Genomic DNA, 20,388 nt, shown 5'->3' with positions numbered 1-20,388 from the left:
GCCATCTGGTATATCGTGAGGAATGAATGATGGATTTTCTTTATACAATTTTGAGATTTTTTCAGACTGGCGGGGCGTTCATGTATCCCATCCTGCTCGTAATGTCAGTCGGCCTGGCAATTGCGGTTGAGCGCTGGTTGAAACTGAATACCGTGCGCAAGGCCAACCAGGAGATGTGGGAAAAGCTGCATCCTGTGCTGGAAGAGGGCGATTTTGACACAGCCCGGCAGATGACAGCAGAGGACGAGAGCAAGTCCACCATTTCCCAGTTGCTGGGCATGGGCCTGGCAAGACAGGGCGCGGTGCGTCGTCGCGATGATATCGAAATCGCCATGGAAGAAAGCATGATGGAAATCACGCCGCAACTGGAAAAGCGCACACCCTATGTTGCCCTGTTTGCCAATATTTCCACCTTGCTCGGTCTGCTTGGAACCATTATGGGTCTGATCGAGGCGTTTACCGCGGTGGCCAATGCTAACCCGGCGGAGAAGGCCGACCTGCTTTCTGCCAGTATCTCGGTAGCCATGAACACTACGGCCTTTGGCCTGATGGCAGGTATTCCGTTGCTTATTACTCATGCCATCCTGGTATCCAAGACCGGTGAAATTGTCGACAGCCTGGAAATGGCCTCGGTCAAGACGCTGAATATTATTTCAGCAGCAGCCAAGAGGCAGATGGGATAAGCCGGAATGGCACGCAAACATCACTATCGCAAGTCGTCCAAAGAGCCACCGGAGCTCGATATCACCACGTTCCTGAACCTGATGGTGGTGCTGGTGCCGTTCTTGCTTATTTCAGCCGTGTTTACCCGTATTACGGTACTGGATCTTGATATGCCGGCGTCAGCGGGCGGTGCTGCCAGCAACAAACCCAAGGTCACCATTGAAGTTATTGTGCGCAAGAACAAGCTTCAGCTCGGGAATGGCCGCAGCATTATTGCCAATATCCCCAATGTCGGAGATAACTACGATATACCACGGCTTTCCCAGTTACTGGAAAGACTGAAAAATGATTATCCTGACAAGGAAGATGCAACCGTCTTGATGGAGCCCAATATCGAGTACCAGTACCTGGTGCAGGTAATGGACGCGATACGTGTAAAGGATGCGCCGCCGGCAGCAGAGGGTGAACCGCAAAAGCCGAAGAAGGTGCTGTTTCCCGATATTTCAGTTGGAGATGCGCCATGAAGTCATCCAGGCGATTGAAGCGCATGGCAAGACGTTCGCGCAAGGTGCAGGGTATGAACCTGACATCCTTGATGGACGTATTCACCATACTGGTATTCTTCCTGCTGACAAATTCGTCCAGCGAGCAGGCCATCGATCCACCAAAAGAGATCACGCTTCCGGACTCGGTTGTTGAAACCAAGCCGAAACAGAATGTTGTGATCATGGTTTCCGAAACTGACATCCTGGTCCAGGGAAAAATTGTTGCTGATACCCGTGATTTGCTTCAAAGCAAGGAACAAATCATTGTGCCGGTCGCAAACAGGCTTATTGAGCTGAGGAATTCGGTAATCGGAATCAGTACCAAAACTGTTGCGGAGAGCAAGGAGGTCACCATACTTGCGCACAAGTCCATACCGTTCAAGGTGCTCAAGAAGATTATGGGCACGTGCTCAGGTGCCGGTTATTCGAAGATTTCGCTTGCGGTCATACAAAAAGCATCGCAAAGCCAGTGATAATGAAGAAAGAATGTTGATTCCGTGATTGAGTTAAAAACCGACAATCCACGCGAAGCGGAACTGCATGCAGAGATTGATCAGGCTCGGGCCAAATTGGTCGAGCTTGAGAAAACGCTGCACGTAGTCAGTACTGACCTCGAAAGGGAAGAAAGCGACCAGGACAAGTTCGCTGCCCTGGGTGATGTTTGTGAGTCCCTGGGACGTCTTGAAAAGCTCGGCGGCTCCTGGCTGTTTTGGGGAGAAGACAGCAACCAGGACAATGACCAGTTTGTCAGTACTGTCTATGAGCGTGTTGTCGGTTATGAAAGAAATCTGCAGGCATTGCGCCGGCAGCGTGAGCAGCTCCAGGTCGATATCAGGACCCAGAACAACAACATTGGTCTCAGGCAGGAAGCCATTCTTGACCTGGTCGAGCAGGAAGAGCGCAAGAAACACGAGTTTGTTATTGAGCGTGATATTGCGCCGTTGCCGTTCAGGCCCATGGTTATGCCATGGTCAAAGGACAACCCTGACGAGAAGCAGCTTCGCAAGTTTGTCAGTATCGCCTTGCTATACAGCGTGTTGATGTGGCTGGTGATCCCGATGATCAATGTACCGCTGCCTGATATTGCCGAGGAAGTGGAAATACCCGAGCGCCTGGCAAAGCTGATCAAGAAGGAAGAACCGAAGCCTGAACCCGAGAAGCAGACCGAGCAGCAGCAGAATCAGCAGGTATCCAAGGAGCGCGCCGAGGCCCGCAAGAAGGTTCAGAAGACCGGTCTGCTGGCTTTCAAGGATAACTTTACCGAATTGATGAACGTGGCGACGGAAGCCAACCTGGGCGCCAGCGCTGATGTCAGCAGCGGTGGCCAGCAGTCAACCCAGGCGGCACGTAACCTTGTCGTGGCCAAGTCTTCAGCTGTCAGCGGTATCAGTTCTGCTTCACTTAGCCGGAATACCGGCGGCGCCAGCGAAGGCCTGAAAGGCGGCGTTCAGTTCACCCGCGTCGAAAGCTCTATTGGTATCGGCGATGGTGGGCCGGACAGGCCGACAGGATCATCTGCGCCACCCAGGACCGATGAAGAAATCCAGATCGTATTTGATCGATACAAGGCGTCGTTGTACAGAATCTACCAGCGCGAGCTTCGCAAGGACCCGACGCTACGTGGCAACATGGTGTTGCGTATCGTCATTGGCCCGGATGGCAACGTGGTCTCCTGTACATTGGAGTCAGCTGATATCAAGTCGCAGGCATTGATAGCGCAAATTATCGACCGGGTTAAGCGATTCCAGTTCGGCGACAGGAAAGGCGCGCCGAAAATGACGATTCTTTACCCGATTGATTTCCTGCCGGCGACCTGATCGACAGCTAGTGGAAAGGTCGAAGCAAACTGATAAACGGAGCTGAAGTTGAGTAACGGTTGAAACAAACAGTTGATAGGCAGCCCGAACTGAATATAACAGTACTACTATATAAACAGGCTGAATATCAAGACGGGCGGAATTGGCAGGGCATCATGGGGGTTGTCACTATGATGCCGTTTTTGTGTGTACTGGTTTGGATTGAATAGATGACTGGAATTGTGGCGGGTTTGACGAGCAAAACAGGCGCAGCGGTTGCTTCTGCGCTTCGTCTTGTATTGTTCATTCGTGCCAGCAGCTTTCCAGGTTGTGGAAATAGTCATCGATTCAGCAGGCTGCGTGGAGCGAGCTGATGCGCAGGCATCCGGCGGCATGGTTGATCCTCGTGTTATGGTCCATCTTGATGATGGGCTGGGGCGTACCTGCGCAAGCAGTACAGGTTAACTGTGCCGATGCCCCGTACAATGGAGTAATTGACGGTAATATCTATCCAACGCCGCCTGCCAACGTCAAACTAAATACAAACTGTACGATAAAGAACTATCCCGCACCCACCGGGATGAGTACGAACTTCAGTTTTGACAATAACGATCCCACCCCGTACCTGATCATTTTTGACAACGTCTATCACACTGGGCAGATGTCCTGTAACACGGTTGCCGGCCACAAGGTATGGTTCGTAAACGGTGCATCGTCAACCATTCTCCAGGGTTGCCAGTCTATCGTATTGCTGACGGAGAAAATTGATAAGCAAAATCCGACAGGGCAGACTACCGCTGCAATAGGTGCGCCTTTTACCTACACGCTGGATCTCCCGGTCATGTATGACCAGAGCCTGGGAACCATTGCCTCGACCCCGTCAAATGACGATCTGTTCAATATTACCATCAGGGACGACCTGACCGCCGCCGGAACCGCCGATCCGCTCCTGGGTATTGCCGGTGCCGAGCTGTCGCTGGTAAGCGCCACCTATTCCGTGGATGGCGGCCCGGCTATTGATCTCGGTATCGCGGCCGGAACAAAGCTGCTTAATTTTACCGTCCCTGATATCCCGGCCGGCTCCCTGGTCCGGGTCGAACTGACCGTGGTGCTGGATAATGTGCCGGCCAATGCCAATGGCGTGCAGTTCAGAAACAGGGCGCAGTGGGATTTCTGGAAGGGTGTTGATGTTGACGAAAGCGGTGTTATTGAGCCCGATGAGTTGTTTAACCTGCCTGGTGAGGATGGCGAAACGTCGCCTATGACTATCTCGGCGCCGGATTTGGTGGTGACCAAATCCAGTACCGACGCCAATATCGGCCATTTATCGCCGGCACCCTTTACTATCGATGTTCAGAATATCGGTGGTGTAACGGCTTTTGGTGCAACAGTCGAGGATATGCTGCCCGTAGGTATGTGCGCCACCAATCCACTTGCGTTGCCGGGTTTCAGAGTGGCCCTGGCCCGCGCAGATGGCACTGTCTGGTACATTGTTCCCGCATCGCAGTATACAGCGACGTATTCCGGATGCCTGCTCACAGTCACGGTGGCAAGTTTTATTCCGATTGATTCGACCGAGCGACTGATCATAGATTACCAGGCTGCCCTGGACCCGGGATACCTGCTTAACGGCGAAGCGCTAACCAATGTCGCCGCCGCCGTGCAATGGCATGGCGCGGACACGGCAGGCCCCTATCCATATATCACTTATAACCGGACGCGTACCGATGGCACGCTGGCCATTGTTGACCACGAAGATGCCTATACCATCACCACGGCATTGTCTGGCTACTATTTCCAGAAAACGGTTACCAATCTGACTACTGGCGCCAGCCCGGCCGCTGTCGCGGCACCGGGTGATCGGTTGCGTTACCAGTTACGCATTTTCAACGTTGACCAGGTAATCCAGAATGTCACGATTAGTGACGTACTTGATCCTACATTGTTTGATACGGCTTCATTCACGGCGATTTCGCCTATAGCTCCAGGTGCGGCCCATACGTTTGACGCAGCGACCGGCTTGCTGAGTATATACGGCGCCTTTGGTTTCCCGCTAAACCTGCCTCTCGGCAACGAGATACTGATTAATTTTGAAATAGACCTGGCGAACCCGCTTGCCAACGGCACGGTCGTGCCGAACCAGGCATACATGACGTTTGACAACCCCAACTCGCCGCCTGAGCCCAACCCGACCATTACTGTGCCCAGTGATGACCCCAATGTGAACGGTATTGCGCCACCACCCCAGAATCCTCCCGATCCTGCTGATCCGGTACCGGATTCAACAGATATACTGATCCAGGCACCGGGGCCACTGCTGAAGGTCAATACCCAGCCATTGGCGACCATTGGCGAACCGTTCACCTATACCATTACGGTTCCGGAAACGCCGGTCAATGTACCGCTTTACGACGTGCGCATTCTGGATGACCTGGCTGCTACTGGCGCAGACCTGGAGTTTATCGGCGCAACCGTGGTATCCGGTGGCGCCTGGGTGATTGCCAATACCGGTACCCCGACCAGCCTGGTGCTCGAGGACACCACGACAGGTATTGATATCCCGGCCAATGGCCAGGCGGTGATCGAGGTCACGGTAAGAATCGCCAATACACTTCCGAATCAGACGGGTGTGACATTCAACAATACCGCCGGTTTTACCTACAACCGCGCAAATGGTTCAACTGCCACCCGGACCGATGGATACCCCTCGACAACGGCGAGCATGTCCATCGTTGAACCGCACATTGCGGCAATAACGAAGCTGGCCAGTAATACTGCGCCAACGTCCGGTGACACGATTACTTACACCGTGACGATGACATCCCAGGGCGGCGCGGGCTACTCGGACGTGTTTGATGTCTGGTTGACGGATACGCTGGACCTGGGCCTTGTCTATGTTCCCGGCAGCGCAACGGTAACTGTTGGCGCAGGCGTTGCTGCCGATAATGTCATCGGTGATCCGGATATTGTTGGTGATGGAATAACCATCGGCCAAACGCTGGACTGGAATCTTAATAGTACGGTTCCTTCGGATATCGATATTCCGGCCGGAACAACGGTAACAGTCACCTATGATGTACAGGTGCTTGGCACGGTACTGGCAGGTACGACACTGTCCAACAGTATTGTCGCGCAATGGACCGGTCTTGATGGCCCTGCTGCCGTTGAGCGTAATGGCACAGATGGAATTGGCAATCTGAATGACTATATCACCGCGCCGGTTATTGAAACTGTTACCACGCCCAATATAGTCGCAACAATCAACAAGCAGCGCAGCACTGATACCTGGGGTGCTGCGGACAGTGACGTGCGCATCGGCGATATTGTTGATTATACCCTGACACTATCCGTGCCCGAGGGAACGCTGGGCAGTGTTCAGCTGGTCGACACACTCCCCCAAGGACTTCAATTTGAAGGCGTTGTCAGTATTAATGGCGACACTACGGCGCCTTATTCGGCTGTTGCGCCATTCGTCCATGCAGATCTGGCTGCGCCGACAGTTACCGGCACCCCGGCTACCGGGCCCAGTATTGTTACCTGGACCCTTGGTACGCTGTCCAATACCCCGGCAGACGGGCTGAGCAACGATTTTGTCATTATCTATCGTGCCAGGGTGCTGGATAATGTATTTGCCCATGTAGCAACCGCAACACCGCTGAACAATAGTGTCGATCTGAACTACGTAACCGGTGCCGGTCCGGCAACCCAGTCAGATATCGATACTGTAATCAATGTTCAGCAGCCGATGGTAACAGTGAGCAAGTCAGCCGCACCTGCCGGAGGGGACTCCAGCATTGATGCCAATGAGCTGATTACCTATACCGTTGATGTCAGCAACAGCGGTGGCTCGCCAGCCTATGACCTGGTTCTGCAGGATGTTATCCCGGCCGGCCTGCGCAACGGCGCCGCCACTATTACCATGGTCAGTACCTCGCTGGTTGTGGCCGGCACCGTGTTACCGAATCTGGCGCCAACCTATAACTCCGCCACCGGTGTCGCCGTATGGAATTTTGATACCGGCGTGGCAGACAGCTACACAGTCCCGGCGAATGATACCTTGCGCATTGTTTACCAGGTGCAGGCAGACCCGGTGCTGGCTGCCGGCCTGACCCTGACCAACGCGGCAACAGCAATGTTGTACTATTCGTTCGACGATGAAGCCGTTCCCCTTGTTGGCGGTGTTACCGGTGTGCGTGAAGTCTATGGCCCCAGCAACACAGCCAGCACAACGCTTTATACCGGCTCGCCACCCACCAAGGCGTTGTTGTCGCCGGTATCAGCTGAAGTCCCCATTGGCAGCGAAGTGGTGTACCAGATAACGGTACCCGGTTCGGTCAGCTCCAGCGCACTTTATGATGTCCAGGTTACCGACATACTCGATGCCAGCCTGGCGTTTGTCAGTGCCACGGTAACCGGTGTTGCCGGTGCCGTTGACAGCAGTACCGCTGCGCAGATGAATATCCTGGTACCGCAGATAGCCGCCGGTCAGCAGGCCGTAATTGAATTGCGTGCCCGAGTACGAAATATCGCCGGCGCCCAGGAAGCGGTGGTGATCAACAATGACGTGAGTTATGTCTTTGCCTACAGTGCAGGCGGACCGGTTCAACCAGCGCTGACAAGTACCCAGGTTGCGGTTACCGTAGTTGAGCCCCTGGTTGCTATTGCCAAGGCGGTAGCCAATCAGACCAGTCCGGGCTTGCCGCCAACAGCTGGCGATGTACTGCGGTATACGCTGACGTTCACGGCTTCGGGTGGCGCGCCGGGTGATAACTTCTCCGATGCCCAGGACATTACTATTGAAGACAACCTGAGTCTTGGTCTCGCTTATAGTGGAAACCCGACTGTTACCGGTGCCGGCAACACGATAGCCGCACCGACAATAACGGGTGATGGCGTAACAACACCACAGCTGCTTCAATGGAGTCTTGCATCGGCAAATGCGGATATCGATGTACCTGAAGGTAGTGCGGTTACGGTAACGTACGATGTAGTTGTCCTGAATACTGCTTCTGCCGGTCAGACACTATCCAACTCCGCGTTGGCACGGTGGACCAGCCTGGATGGTGCAAGCGGTTTTGAGCGTAACGGTAGTGGAGCCCCCGCGCTCAATGACTACTTCACCGCACCGGTTACCACTACCTTGACAATACCGGACACCAACTCGGTTACCAAGTCCATTGTCAGTGAGACCTGGGCGCCGCTGGATAACACGGTTCGTATTGGCGATGTTATTGATTACGAAATTCGCCTGACATTGCAGGAGGGCGCGCTGCAGGCGGTATCTGTAGTGGACGGCCTGCCGCGAGGTTTGCAGTTCGAGCGGGTGGTAAGTATTAACGGCGACACGGCAGCACCGTATTCCGCCGTGGCCCCGTTCAGTCATGCTGACATAGCCGCGCCGACAGTAACAGGGAACGCACAGACGGGACCGACTACGGTAACGTGGACCGTAGGCAATATTATCAACGCCGGAGACAATAATCCGGCCAATAATGATTTCGTAATTGTCTATCGCGCCAGGGTGCTGAATGATGCGTTGACCCAGGTTAACCCGGTACTGTTACCCAATTCCGCAAATTTCAATTACACGTCCGCCGGTGGACCGGTAACCCAAACGGCCAGCGCTACGTTGACCGTATTGCAACCTGTGCTGAATGTTGCCAAGACCGCGGCGCCTGCCGGTGGCGACACAGTTATTGATGCCAACGAGCTGATAACCTATACCGTTGATATCAATAATACCGGTGCGGCACCGGCCTACGACGTGGTGCTCAGGGATATCGTTCCGGTCGGTCTGCGCAATGGCGCCGCCACGATTACCATGGTCAGCACATCGCTGGTTGTGGCCGGCACCGTGTTGCCAAACCTGGCGCCAGCGTATAACGCCACCACGGGCGTTGCGACCTGGAATTTTGATACGGGTAATGCCAACGCCTATACCATTCCGGCCGGTGACACCTTGCGTATTGTTTACCGTGTACAGGCCGATCCTACTCTTGGTGCCGGCATGACGCTTGTCAACCAGGCGCAGGTTCAGACCTATTATTCCCTGGATGATGAGGCGATTCCGAGTGTCGGTGGTGTAACAGGAGTTCGCCAGGTATATGGCCCGACCAATACTTCGTCCGTTACACTGACAACGGCGGCACCCAACGCACTGAGCAAGCAGAATCCGGCGGTGACTACCGTCGCAGTAGGTGAAGTATTCAGCTACCGCGTTACGGTACCGGCTACGCCGATGTCGGTGGCGCTCAACGATGTTCGTATTCTCGATAACCTGGCAGCATCGGCCGCCGATCTGCAGTTTGTCAGCGTTACCAAGGTTTCGGGCTCGCAGCCCTGGGTGCCGGTTAATACGGGCACGCTTACCAACCTGGTAATTGAAGATACCGGTATCGGTATTGATATTCCGGCAGGTGAGCAAATCGTCATTGATATTGCTGTACTGGTTATGGATACACCCACCAATGTGCCCGGACTGTTCTTCAATAATACCGCTACCTACACCTATAACCAGGTCAACGATGATTCATCTACCCGTAGACCAGGCGGTGGTGATACGACACCGGACATGCAGATTATCGGTCCGGACAATGTCACCATGGAGAAGAGCGGACCGGTGCAGATGGTACCCGGTGTGCCGGATGTGTTTACACTGAATATTCATAATGCCGGAAGTGGTACTGCCTGGGACGTTACCATCAAGGACGTATTGCCTGATCCGGCACCGGGCGGCATGTGCGATACAGCACCGACCAATATTACTGCGCAGAGATTCCTGGCTGACGGTGTAACACCAGCAGGACCGGTGTTGACGCCCGGCACCGACTATACGGTGACCTTCCAGGCAGCGCCGGCGTGTACGTTGATCTTTACGGGCTTGTCTGCTGCCGCGTCCATACCTGCCGATAACCGCCTGCTCATTCGTTACCAGGCAACGCTGGATCTTGATAACCCGCAAGGCACGGTGTTGACCAATATCGCCGGCGCAACCGAGTGGTTCAGCGGTAATACCAATGGTGCAGGTGCGACGGGACAGATTCGTACCTATACGCGTGTTCTCACCGACGGTACGCCCGGTGTCCTGGATCACGAAGATGCCCACACGTTGAACACGTTGTCTCCGGTTATCCTGTTCCAGAAAACCGTGGCCAACGTCACCACCGCAACCAGTCCGGCGACAACGGCAACACCGGGCGATGTGTTGCGCTACAGTATCCTGGCAACCAATGTCAGTGGTGCGCCGCTGTTTGATTTTACAATACGGGATGAGCTGGATGCACTGAACAGCTCGCCATGGTTTGTTCCCGGCAGTCTTAGCCTGGTGACTTACCCGGCTACTGCCGATATTACCAATACCGATCCCAATGGCGGCGCCAATGGCACCGGCCTGGTGGATGTTCGCGGGCTGAACCTCGATCCATCAGGCGGGGCCAATGATACGGTTCTGATCGAATTTGAAATTACGCTTGCCGGCATTATTCCAAACGCCACGGTTGTGTTGAACCAGGCGCAGATGGATTCCATTGTCACCGGTGTATGGAACAGTGATGATCCCAACACCAATGGCGTTGATGACCCGGCAGTAAACGGTGACGAAGATCCGACACCCATAACCATTACCTCGGCGCCGGTGCTGGAAGTGTGGAAAACGTCCGACGATATTACCGGCGACCCGGCAAGCCTGGCAGCGGGCGATACCCTGCGTTATACCATTACGGTCAAGAACGTGGCAGGTGAAGATTCGATCAACACCACCTTGCAGGATTCCATCCCGGCCAATACAAGTTATGTGCCGGGCAGTACATCACTGAATGGTACGACGGTAGCGGACCCGGCTGCCGGCGTTTCGGCACTGGAAGCCGGCATGTTGATTAATGCGCCGGAAAATACAACGCCAGGATTCATGAGAGCCGATCCGGATCCAGCCGCCAATAATACGGCAACGATCACCTTTGACGTCGTGGTGACGCCGACGGCTGTTGCCGGAATGGTGATTTCGAACCAGGGCGTCGTCAGCGGCGATGGTGCCAACGGTGGCATCCTGGTGCCAGAGCCGACGGATGATCCGGGTACACCCATTGATGATGATCCCACCATAGATATTGTTGATGTGACCGGCGTTGGTGCATTGAATGGTGTTGCCTGGCACGATGCTGATTTTGATAACGTGATGGACGCTGCCGAGCTGCCATTGTCCGGATGGCTGGTTGATGTGTATCGAAACGGGGCATTGCTGGTCACGGCGACCACGGATGTAGCCGGTGCCTGGCAGGTTACCGGGCTCGAACCGAATCTGATTTACGGTAACCCGACCGGTGATACATATGAAATCCGGTTCCGCGAACCGACAGCTGGCGCCAATACGGCCTTGCTGGGCCTGGCGGATTCGCCGTTCACCAACAATCTTCAACGTATATCGGACATCGCATTTGGTCCCGGTACCAGTACGCCAGGAATGAATATGCCCATCGATCCCGATGGTGTGGTCTACGATTCGGTGATCCGCGTACCGGTTCCCGGCGCGACCCTGACCATGCTCAACGCGACAACGAGTACCGCATTGCCGGCCGGTTGTTTTGATGATGCCGGTCAGCAGGGGCAGGTAACACTTGCGAATGGCTACTACAAATTCGATGTTAACTTCAGTGACCCGGCGTGTCCGCCTGGAGCTGATTATATTATTGATGTCGGTCTGCCGGCGGGCGGCAGTTACCGTGCTTCGCCGTCAGTGGTCATACCGCCGACTACTGACGGCAGTACCTTGCCGTATTCAGTTCCCGTGTGTACCGCCGACGCGGTCGCCGGTACGACCGAGTGTGAAGCCCAGGGTTCCGAGTTTGCGCCGGCCCAGACCATCGCTGCCGGTCCGGGCACCAGTTACTACCTGCACCTGACGCTGGACGGTGTCAATCCGGTTGATCGTCCGCGCAACAGCCAGCTGTTCAATAACCATATTCCTATTGATCCGGACCTGGCCAACGCGGTTACCATTACCAAGACTGCCGGCATACTGAATGTCAGCCGTGGCCAGCTGGTGCCCTATACGATTACGGCGACCAACTCGCTGGCCGGCGCATTGCCCAACGTAAATATCATCGATACGTTCCCGGCCGGGTTCCAGTATGTGAAAGGTTCGGCGCGCATTGATGGAGTGGCCCAGGAGCCCGCCATCAATGGTCGTGATCTCACCTGGGCCAACATGTCGATCAATACCAATACCCAGCATGTGATCAAGCTGTTGCTGGTAGTTGGCTCCGGTGTTACAGAAGGTGAGTATGTCAACCGGGCTAATGTCTGGGACAACATCAGCAACCAGTCTGCGGCGCAGGAGGCAATAGCCACGGTGCGTGTCGTACCGGACCCGACCTTTGACTGCACCGATGTTGTCGGCAAGGTATTTGATGACCGTAATCTCAACGGTTACCAGGACAGTGGCGAAAACGGTATCGCCAATGTGCGCGTGGTCAGTGCACGCGGCCTGATCATGAAGACTGATGCTCATGGCCGGTTCCATATAACCTGCGCCGCGGTACCCAACGAAGCGCGTGGTTCCAACTTCATTCTCAAGGTGGATGAGCGCAGCTTGCCAAGCGGCTATCGCATTGTTACCGAGAACCCGCGTGTCCAGCGTGTTACCCGGGGCAAGATGGTTAAATTCAGTTTCGGCGCCAGCATTCACCGGGTGATTCGCCTGGATGTGGCCGACCCGGTATTCGAGAACAACAGTACCGAGATGCGCCTGCAATGGAAGCCGAGATTGAATCTATTGATCGAGGAACTGGCCAAGGGTCCGGCGATTCTGCGAATTTCGTATCTTGGCGACACTGAATCCAGTGGTCTTGCAAGTGATCGTATTGAAGCGATAAGGGATGCGATCGAAAAGCTGCGTGAGCAACAAAAGTGTTGTGATGCGCTGACTATTGAAACCGAAATATTCTGGCGCCGCGGCAGACCGGCGCGATAGCAAAGAGAGCAGGAATGTTGAACAGGATGAACAGAATGATCATGACTGACCTGTCCGGTTGCTGGCGCAACAGGATGGGCATGCTTGTGATTGCGCTGGCGAGCCTGGCACCACTTGCTGTCAACGCCGAAACAGTCAGCGCGAAAAAAGATGAGCCTGTCCTGGTCAAGGAGTCTGATGCGCTGAAGGTCAACGCAGGCATCGAACCCAACCAGGAGCAACACCTGTCCGTAGACGAAAAGAAAGCGGACTGGAAGCTTAAGGAAGTGGACCAGGCAGAAGACAAGCTTGAGAAGAAGAACGTGCTCGAGCAGGAAGTGATCACAAAGAAACTGACCAACGTGGTGCCGCCGATCCTGTTCAAGTCCGGCCAGGCCGAGATCCCCGAGAATTACGTGGCGCTGCTGCGCGAGGCGCTGAACAAGGTCAAGGATCGCAAGAACGTGCGCCTGCACTTTATTGGTCATACGGATGACGTCAAGCTGTCGGGCAAGCTGAAACAGAAGTACGGCAACAATGCCGGCCTGTCGCGCGAACGCGCAGGCACAACAGCGGAATACTTCCAGCGTGCGCTGAAGTTGCCGCCGGAGGCCATTTCCTATGATGGTGTCGGTGAACAGCAGCCATTGGCGGACAACAAGACTGAAGCCGGTCGCGCGAAAAACCGTCGCGTGGAGGTGCAGGTCTGGTACGACGAGATCAACGAGAAGATGGTCGAGAAAGATGTAGTCGTTGCCGCCGAGATGACGCGCATCAAGGTGTGCCGCATCGAGACCGTGTGCAAGTTGCGCTACAAGGAAGGTCACTCCAAGCGCGCGCGTATACGCAACCTGGTTCCACCGCTGCAGTTCCAGGAAGGCACTACCGGTGTGCCGGACTATTTCATTGATCAAGTTGCCCGTGCCATGGGCAACCTGAAAGGCAAGGACAACATCGCTATCAAGCTGATCGGTCATACCGACAGCATCTCGCTTACCGGTCGCGAAGCCAGGATCTATGGTACGCACGATGGACTGTCCAAGGCGCGTGCCCGCCGGGTTGCGCTGTCGGTACAGGAAGCATTAAGGCTGCCCAATCGCGCCATCAGCAGTGATGGCAAGGGTTCAGCATTCCCCATCGCCTCTAACGAATCCGAGCGTGGCCGCGCCCAGAACCGTCGCGTTGAAGTGGAATTCTGGTATGACGATGCCTTGCAGGAATTGCCGGATGAGCCGCAGGTGTGCCCGGAGCAGGCAGCAGCAGAAACCGTAACGCGTGTTTATGATCCGCCGGCAGGCAACGTGCAGCCTGTCTACTTTGACAAGGGCAAGCCGGTGATGCCGCTGAACTACGCCGGCCAGATCAACATGATTATGCGTGGCCTGCAGGGCAAGTCCAATGCACGCCTGCGCTTTGTCGGCTTTACCGGTAACGAGCGCCTCGATCGTCGTACTGCCATGGTTTATGGCGACGATATCGGCCTGTCCGCCGCCCGCGCGCGACGGGTCATGGAGCTGGTGCAGAAAGAACTCAAGCTCACTGACAAGCAGGTGGAGCACGAAGGTCGCGGCTCGGTGCAGTCCGAAGATGTAGTCAACAAGGGCTTTGGCAACAGCGGCGCTTCCTATGTATTGATCGAGGCGGTCTATGATGACCTGGCATCGGCCGAGGAAGAAGAGGGCCTGGAAGTCACCCGCTTCAAGCGCGAAGTGACGCTCAAGGATCCGTACATGCTTAACCTGATGCGCATTACCGTTGACGGCAAGCCACTGCATGATCCCAACAAGAGTTCCCAGGATGTGCAGCGTTGCACTGACACCTCGCTGGAAAAGGCCAGGGTTCAGCTGCGTTATGATGGTCTTGAACTCAAGCCGCGTCTGAATGTTACCGCGTGGCCGCATACCATCCGTTTCAGCGATCTGCCGGAAACCGAACACTTTGAAGACGAAGTGCAATTCAGGCTGTACAGCAATTACCCGGCCTTTATTGACAAGGCCGAGGTCCGGATTTTTGACAAGGCCCAGTCCGTTCGTGATACGCCGCTGGCGATTGCGCCGGTGGATGCCAAGGGCCTGGCGACATGGCGCGCCAACTTTGCGGACTACCAGGCACCGGGGCGTGAACTGCAATTCGTGATACGCGCCTATGATCGCAACGGGCGATTTGATGAGACCCGCGCTCAACCGATGTGGGTAGTGGACATGCAGGAACCGGGCGTGCGCGATCGTGATGCCGCGAAAGAGTTGCTGGCCGGGTACGGCGAGAACCGCCTGGCGCTGGAAAATATCAACAAGGCCGGCGGTACGATCAAGGTCAATGGCGCCGATATCCCTGCAGGTCATAACGTCTGGGTGGCCGGGCGCGCGGCACCGCTTGATAAGGACGGCAAGTTTGTATTCGAGGAAATCATCCCGGTTGGCTTGCATACGCTGGAAGTGGCGGTGCTCGACCAGAATGGTGGCGGTGAGCTGTTCCTGCGTGACCTGAAGCTGGATTCCAGCGAATGGTTCTACGTCGGCATTGCTGACGTTACAGCCAGCAAGGACAACACCAATGGTCCGGCCAGGCTGGTCACCGGTGATGAGACCCATTACGACAACGACCTGGCGGTCGATGGTCGTGTTGCCTGGTATGCCAAGGGCAAGTTCTGGACCGACTGGGAACTGACTACCAGTGCCGATACCCGTGAAGGCCCGGTAGATGACATGTTCAGCAACTTTGTCGACAAGTCACCGGATGCGCTGTTCCGTCGCATGGATTCGGATTACTACTACCCGACCTACGGTGATGACGGCACGGTCGAAGAGGGTGCGCCCACACTGGGCAAGTTCTACCTGAAGCTGAACAAGAACAAGAACCAGTTGCTCTGGGGTAATTTCAAGAGCAGTTATACCGACAACGACCTGGCACACGTGGATCGCGGCCTGTATGGCGCCAACCTGCATTACGAAACTGATGGCGCTACCAGCTTCGGCGAAAAGTATTTCAGTCTTGATGGCTTTGCTGCTGATCCCGGCACAATAGCCGGTCGTGACGAGTTCCGTGGCACCGGTGGATCGCTGTACTTCATGCGTCACCAGGATATTCTCATGGGTTCTGATCGTGTGCGTATCGAAATTCGTGACAAGGATTCGGGCATGGTTGTCGGCGTCAAGAATCTCAGCGCGGCACTGGATTATGATATCGATTACATCCAGGGTCGCATCATGCTGTCCGAACCGCTTTCCGCCTTTGCCAGTGACAGCATGCTCATCAATACCGGCGGCAGCGCCGGTGATCATGCCTATCTCGTTGTCCGCTATGAATATACGCCCGGCTTTGAAGAAATCGATACCGTGATTACCGGTGGCCGCAGTCATGCCTGGCTGGGTGAGTATGTGAAGATTGGCGTCACTGCCACCGAAACCGATGATGGTGTCACGACATCAAGCTTGCAGGGTACGGACGTCACCTTGCGCAAGAGCGCGCGTACGTGGCTGAAAGTACAAAACGCAACCAGCGTCGGCCTCGGTCCGGAAACCATGGTCTCCAGTGATGGTGGTTACGGCTTTGGCCAGGTGGCGCAACCAGCCGGTACCGATGTTACCGCGGATGCCAGCCGCGTGGACGCCAGCATTGGCCTCGGTGAACTGTTTGACGGCTATAACGGCAGCATTACCGGCTACAAGCAGGAAGTCGGTGCGGGATATTCATCGCCCGGTATCGTTGCGCTGACCGATACCGAGCAATCCGGTGTTGCCGCCAGTCTGCCGGTGACCAAGTCGATACAGGTGAAGATCAAATCCGATACCAAGACGGTAGACCAGGGCCTGGAGACGTCGGCAACCGAAACCAATATAGACTACAGCATCAATGCCAACTGGAAACTGAGTGTTGGTTATCGTGAGGATGAGCGCGTCGATAACTCGCCGGTGGTGCCGCTGACCCAGAAGCAGGGTGAGCGCAGCGATGCGTTGTTGCGCGTGGATTACAATTCCATGGAAAAATGGAATGCCTACCTGTTTACCCAGGGCACGGTAGAGACCACGGGCAATCGTGAAGAAAATGATCGTACCGGTGTTGGCGGTTCTTACCGTGCCAGTGACCGGTTCAAGTTCAGCGCCGAAGCCTCTGGCGGCGACCTGGGTGGTGCCGGCAAACTGGGCACCGAGTACCTGTATACCGATACCACCACCTTGTACGCCAACTATACCTTGGGCGATGAACGAGCCGACAACGGCGTGCGGTCACGCCGCGGTAACGTGGCGACGGGCTTCAAGACCAGGTACTCGGACAGCGCCAGTGTATACGCCGAAGAGAAATACACTCACGGTGACGTGCCCACCGGCCTGACCAGTACGGTTGGTGTTGACCTGGTACCGGCTGACAAGTGGAATCTCGGCGCCCGGATTGATGTCGGCTCACTGGAAGACAATACCACCGGCGCGTTGACCAAGCGCCAGGCCTATGGCTTTAACGTCGGTTATGGCCAGGATGCCATCAAGCTGTCCAGCGCCTTTGAGTATCGTGTTGATGAAACCGAGCAGGCCGATACCACGACAACCGAGCGCACCACCTGGCTGACGCGCAATACCTTCAAGTACCAGTTTACGCCCAGCTCGCGACTGATCGGCAAGGTCAATTACTCGGAAAGCGAAAGCAGCCTGGGTGAATTTTACAATGGCAACTTTACCGAGGCGGTGCTCGGTTACGGTTACAGGCCGATCGATAATGATCGATTGAATGTACTGGCCAAGTATACGTATTTCTATAACCTGCCGGCAGCGGACCAGGTCACCGTGGCCAACACTGCGGTGGAATACATTCAGAAGAGTAATATTGTTTCTCTGGATATCACCTATGACCTGACCAGTCGCTGGAGCATCGGCGCCAAGTACGGTCATCGCGAGGGTGAAGTTGCGCTGGATCGTGTTGACCCGGTATTCTTTGCCAACAGCGCGGACCTGTACATTGCTCGCGTGGACTGGCACTTCGTCCACAAGTGGGACCTGATGCTGGAAGGCCGCAAGCTTTCCCAGCCGGATATTGGCGACAGCCGCAGCGGTGCACTGGTCGGGCTCTACCGGCAAATGGGCAACCATGTCAGGTTCGGCGCCGGTTATAACTTCACCGACTTCTCCGACGATCTCACCGATCTCGACTACGACAGCCAGGGCTGGTTTGTGAACCTGGTGGGCAAGTTCTAGGCTAATTTATAAGCGTGTATTACGAGCAGCTGATGCCTGCCCCGGCCAGTCTGTCATCAATCAAATCAAAAACATCCAGGCGGGTGAGATTGCCAAGCCGGTAACCAAAAAAGCCAAACCTGCTGCGGTGCCTGCGGCGGCGCTTCCTCCGCGTGTTGGCAGGGGCATGACGTTGGCGCCGATACCTCCCGGTAAGCGCAAAAAGCCCATTACCCCGGCTGACAACAAGCCGGCGCCCTTGCCCTGAACCCCGTAACCGCCCAGAATAGGCTTCCAGGAGACTCCCATGAACCGACCCATCCGTCTTCGTTCATTCCCAGGCAGGGCAGATCACTGCGGTGTTGCACGGTGCCTGCCATCTGGCCTGGTCTTGGCACTGACCTTGTTCCTGGCCCTGGGCATGAGTCTCGCCACTCCCGCCCATGCCCTTGAAACCGTCACCTATTATCACACCAATGCCCTGGGCTCTCCGGAAGCCGCTACGGATGAAACAGGTACCGTACTCTGGCGGGAATCCTATGAATCCTACGGTCTCAGAAGACTCAAGGAACCCAATAGTGCCACCAATACCCGCTATTTCACCGGCCACCCGGAAGACAGCAATACTGGCCTCACTTACATGGGAGCAAGGTATTATGATCCTACGATAGGACGGTTTCTGAGTACGGATCCTGTCCATTACCAGGAAGGCAACCATCATACTTTCAACCGATATTCTTACGCAGCCAATAATCCGTATAAATATATTGATCCGGATGGGGAGCAGTTTCAATTTAATGATCCAAATTTTGAAAATAATTTTCGATCAATGCTGAATATTTTATCAAATTCGTCTCCGACCATGTCAGTTGTCATTAGAGATTTAGAAAAGTCGAAACATGTATTTGCTGTTCGTAAACGTGCTGGCGGACCAGAAGCAATACCCGCTAATCGTAATAACGCAGAAACACATGGCGTTGGAAGTGGTAGTACTTTTTATTTTGATCCCCAGTGGTCACCGGGCCAGCTGGATTTAATGCCTGGAGCAGATGACTCCACTCCGTTGTCAGTTCTCGGTCATGAATTGCATCATCTAGATGACCATAACAGGGGCACACTAAATAGAGATACAAATAAGAAATCCAACATTCGTTTTTCAGAGGAGGAGGCGGTTCTAACGGAGAATAGAGTTAGAAGGGATCTGGGTCTGTATGGTGATAGAACTAGATATTCTAACATGCCCTTAGAGACATCAACATTATATGGAAACTAATTTTTCTGATAAATTCATTGGCGCTACAATTATTGCCATAGTGGTATTAGCGGGATGTGCGTCGAGGTACAATGAATATTATGATATTGAGGTTAAAGACGATAGGAATAATGACCAGATTTCGCTAAATGACAGTATCGGCAAGCTGAAGTGCCATATGTCTGGGCCAGCCAAGGCCGATCTGGATAGAAAATTCATAAAAGAAGGCATGGATTATATACTGCTGGAATCAATAGGCGTTGGGTGGGCAGAATACAATTATTCATTAATTAGTCTATCTAACGAAGAGTCCATGATGAGAACAAATATGATATTTAGCGAGGGCGGTAAGTGGATATATAACAAGATGAGAACATTAAGACTAAACACAAATGAGGTTGTTAATTTATTCCAAACTTTGGAAATTACAGATTCTGTAAATGTAGTTGGTGAGCCCGAAGAAGATGGAAATTGTTATCGTCTAACAATTCAATATCGGGGGACAAAAAGTATTACAGAGCGTAATAGCGTAAGGCCTAGAGTTGACCAAGATCAATATTTGGATATTGTTGTTAATAATATTAGAAGGGTGCTGCTTTACTTGAATAAGTCAGCAAATATTATTTGGTAAAACAAAAAGAGCGAAAGAATATTTTGTGATCACAGTTCGTCACCGCTCGCGGTCAGACCCGCGTAACCGATTTGTAACAAAGTATCAGCACGGGGTCTGATCAGCACGGGGTCGGACCTGCCCAAACCATTAATAACAAGCCATTAAGTCCTCAGAATTGCCCAGCTTCCAGCCTTAGGCCCCGGTTACCGGATCCGAAAAGCCCGGTTTACGAAAGTAATGCCGGCTTTCTGCAGGCCGGGTTTGGAAAACACGAAGCTTGGGTGACCTTTCCCCCGGCTTAGTACCACGACCAAGTAGAGAATATTCATCTTAAGCTGCATTATTTGCATAGGCAACCGGTGTCATATAATCCAGTGAACTGTGCGGCCTGACATGGTTGTAATGATC

Annotated in this window: 8 protein-coding genes; all 8 read left to right on the top strand. The window is 54.2% G+C overall.

Annotation, left to right across the window (positions count from 1 at the left end):
- Positions 1–29 precede the first annotated feature (29 nt).
- The 8 genes from OEZ10_10990 to OEZ10_10955 all read left to right on the top strand — a co-directional run bounded on the left by OEZ10_10990 (position 30) and on the right by OEZ10_10955 (position 19,998).
- Complete coding sequence (locus tag OEZ10_10990) at positions 30–683, top strand: MotA/TolQ/ExbB proton channel family protein (protein ID MDH5633505.1); 654 nt, start codon at positions 30–32, stop codon at positions 681–683.
- 6 nt (positions 684–689) lie between these two features.
- Positions 690–1,187 carry a biopolymer transporter ExbD gene (locus OEZ10_10985; GenBank protein ID MDH5633504.1) on the top strand — a complete coding sequence of 166 codons (498 nt, stop codon included), beginning with the start codon at positions 690–692 and terminating at the stop codon, positions 1,185–1,187.
- The gene (locus OEZ10_10980) at positions 1,184–1,681 is read left to right on the top strand and encodes a biopolymer transporter ExbD (GenBank protein ID MDH5633503.1); all 498 of its coding nucleotides are present in this window, start codon (positions 1,184–1,186) and stop codon (positions 1,679–1,681) included. Before OEZ10_10985 ends, OEZ10_10980 begins: the two co-directional genes overlap by 4 nt.
- Positions 1,682–1,705: 24 nt before the next feature.
- Positions 1,706–3,025, top strand: coding sequence for an AgmX/PglI C-terminal domain-containing protein (locus OEZ10_10975; GenBank protein ID MDH5633502.1), 1,320 nt, complete (start codon positions 1,706–1,708; stop codon positions 3,023–3,025).
- 352 nt (positions 3,026–3,377) lie between these two features.
- On the top strand, positions 3,378–12,971 hold the full coding sequence (locus tag OEZ10_10970; protein MDH5633501.1) for an isopeptide-forming domain-containing fimbrial protein: 9,594 nt from the start codon (positions 3,378–3,380) through the stop codon (positions 12,969–12,971).
- A 26-nt stretch (positions 12,972–12,997) separates the two neighbouring features.
- A complete protein-coding gene (locus tag OEZ10_10965) occupies positions 12,998–18,136 on the top strand; it encodes an OmpA family protein (protein MDH5633500.1) in 5,139 nt (1,712 codons plus the stop codon).
- Positions 18,137–18,422: 286 nt separating this feature from the next.
- Positions 18,423–19,388, top strand: coding sequence for an RHS domain-containing protein (locus OEZ10_10960; protein ID MDH5633499.1), 966 nt, complete (start codon positions 18,423–18,425; stop codon positions 19,386–19,388).
- Positions 19,378–19,998, top strand: coding sequence for a hypothetical protein (locus OEZ10_10955; protein MDH5633498.1), 621 nt, complete (start codon positions 19,378–19,380; stop codon positions 19,996–19,998). Before OEZ10_10960 ends, OEZ10_10955 begins: the two co-directional genes overlap by 11 nt.
- Positions 19,999–20,388 lie beyond the last annotated feature (390 nt).

This window comes from Gammaproteobacteria bacterium, assembly GCA_029880545.1.
GTDB lineage: Bacteria > Pseudomonadota > Gammaproteobacteria > Acidiferrobacterales > SZUA-150 > JAOUOD01.
The sequence above is the reverse complement of the archived record's forward strand: the minus strand, read 5'-3'. Positions and strand labels throughout refer to the sequence as shown.

Bases quoted from the DNA above. Each gene is read 5' to 3' on its own strand.
- OEZ10_10990 (MDH5633505.1), top strand. From the start codon at position 30: ATGGATTTTCTTTATACAATTTTGAGATTTTTTCAGACTGGCGGGGCG.
- OEZ10_10985 (MDH5633504.1), top strand. From the start codon at position 690: ATGGCACGCAAACATCACTATCGCAAGTCGTCCAAAGAGCCACCGGAG.
- OEZ10_10980 (MDH5633503.1), top strand. From the start codon at position 1,184: ATGAAGTCATCCAGGCGATTGAAGCGCATGGCAAGACGTTCGCGCAAG.
- OEZ10_10970 (MDH5633501.1), top strand. From the start codon at position 3,378: ATGCGCAGGCATCCGGCGGCATGGTTGATCCTCGTGTTATGGTCCATC.
- OEZ10_10965 (MDH5633500.1), top strand. From the start codon at position 12,998: ATGAACAGAATGATCATGACTGACCTGTCCGGTTGCTGGCGCAACAGG.
- OEZ10_10960 (MDH5633499.1), top strand. From the start codon at position 18,423: ATGAACCGACCCATCCGTCTTCGTTCATTCCCAGGCAGGGCAGATCAC.
- OEZ10_10955 (MDH5633498.1), top strand. From the start codon at position 19,378: ATGGAAACTAATTTTTCTGATAAATTCATTGGCGCTACAATTATTGCC.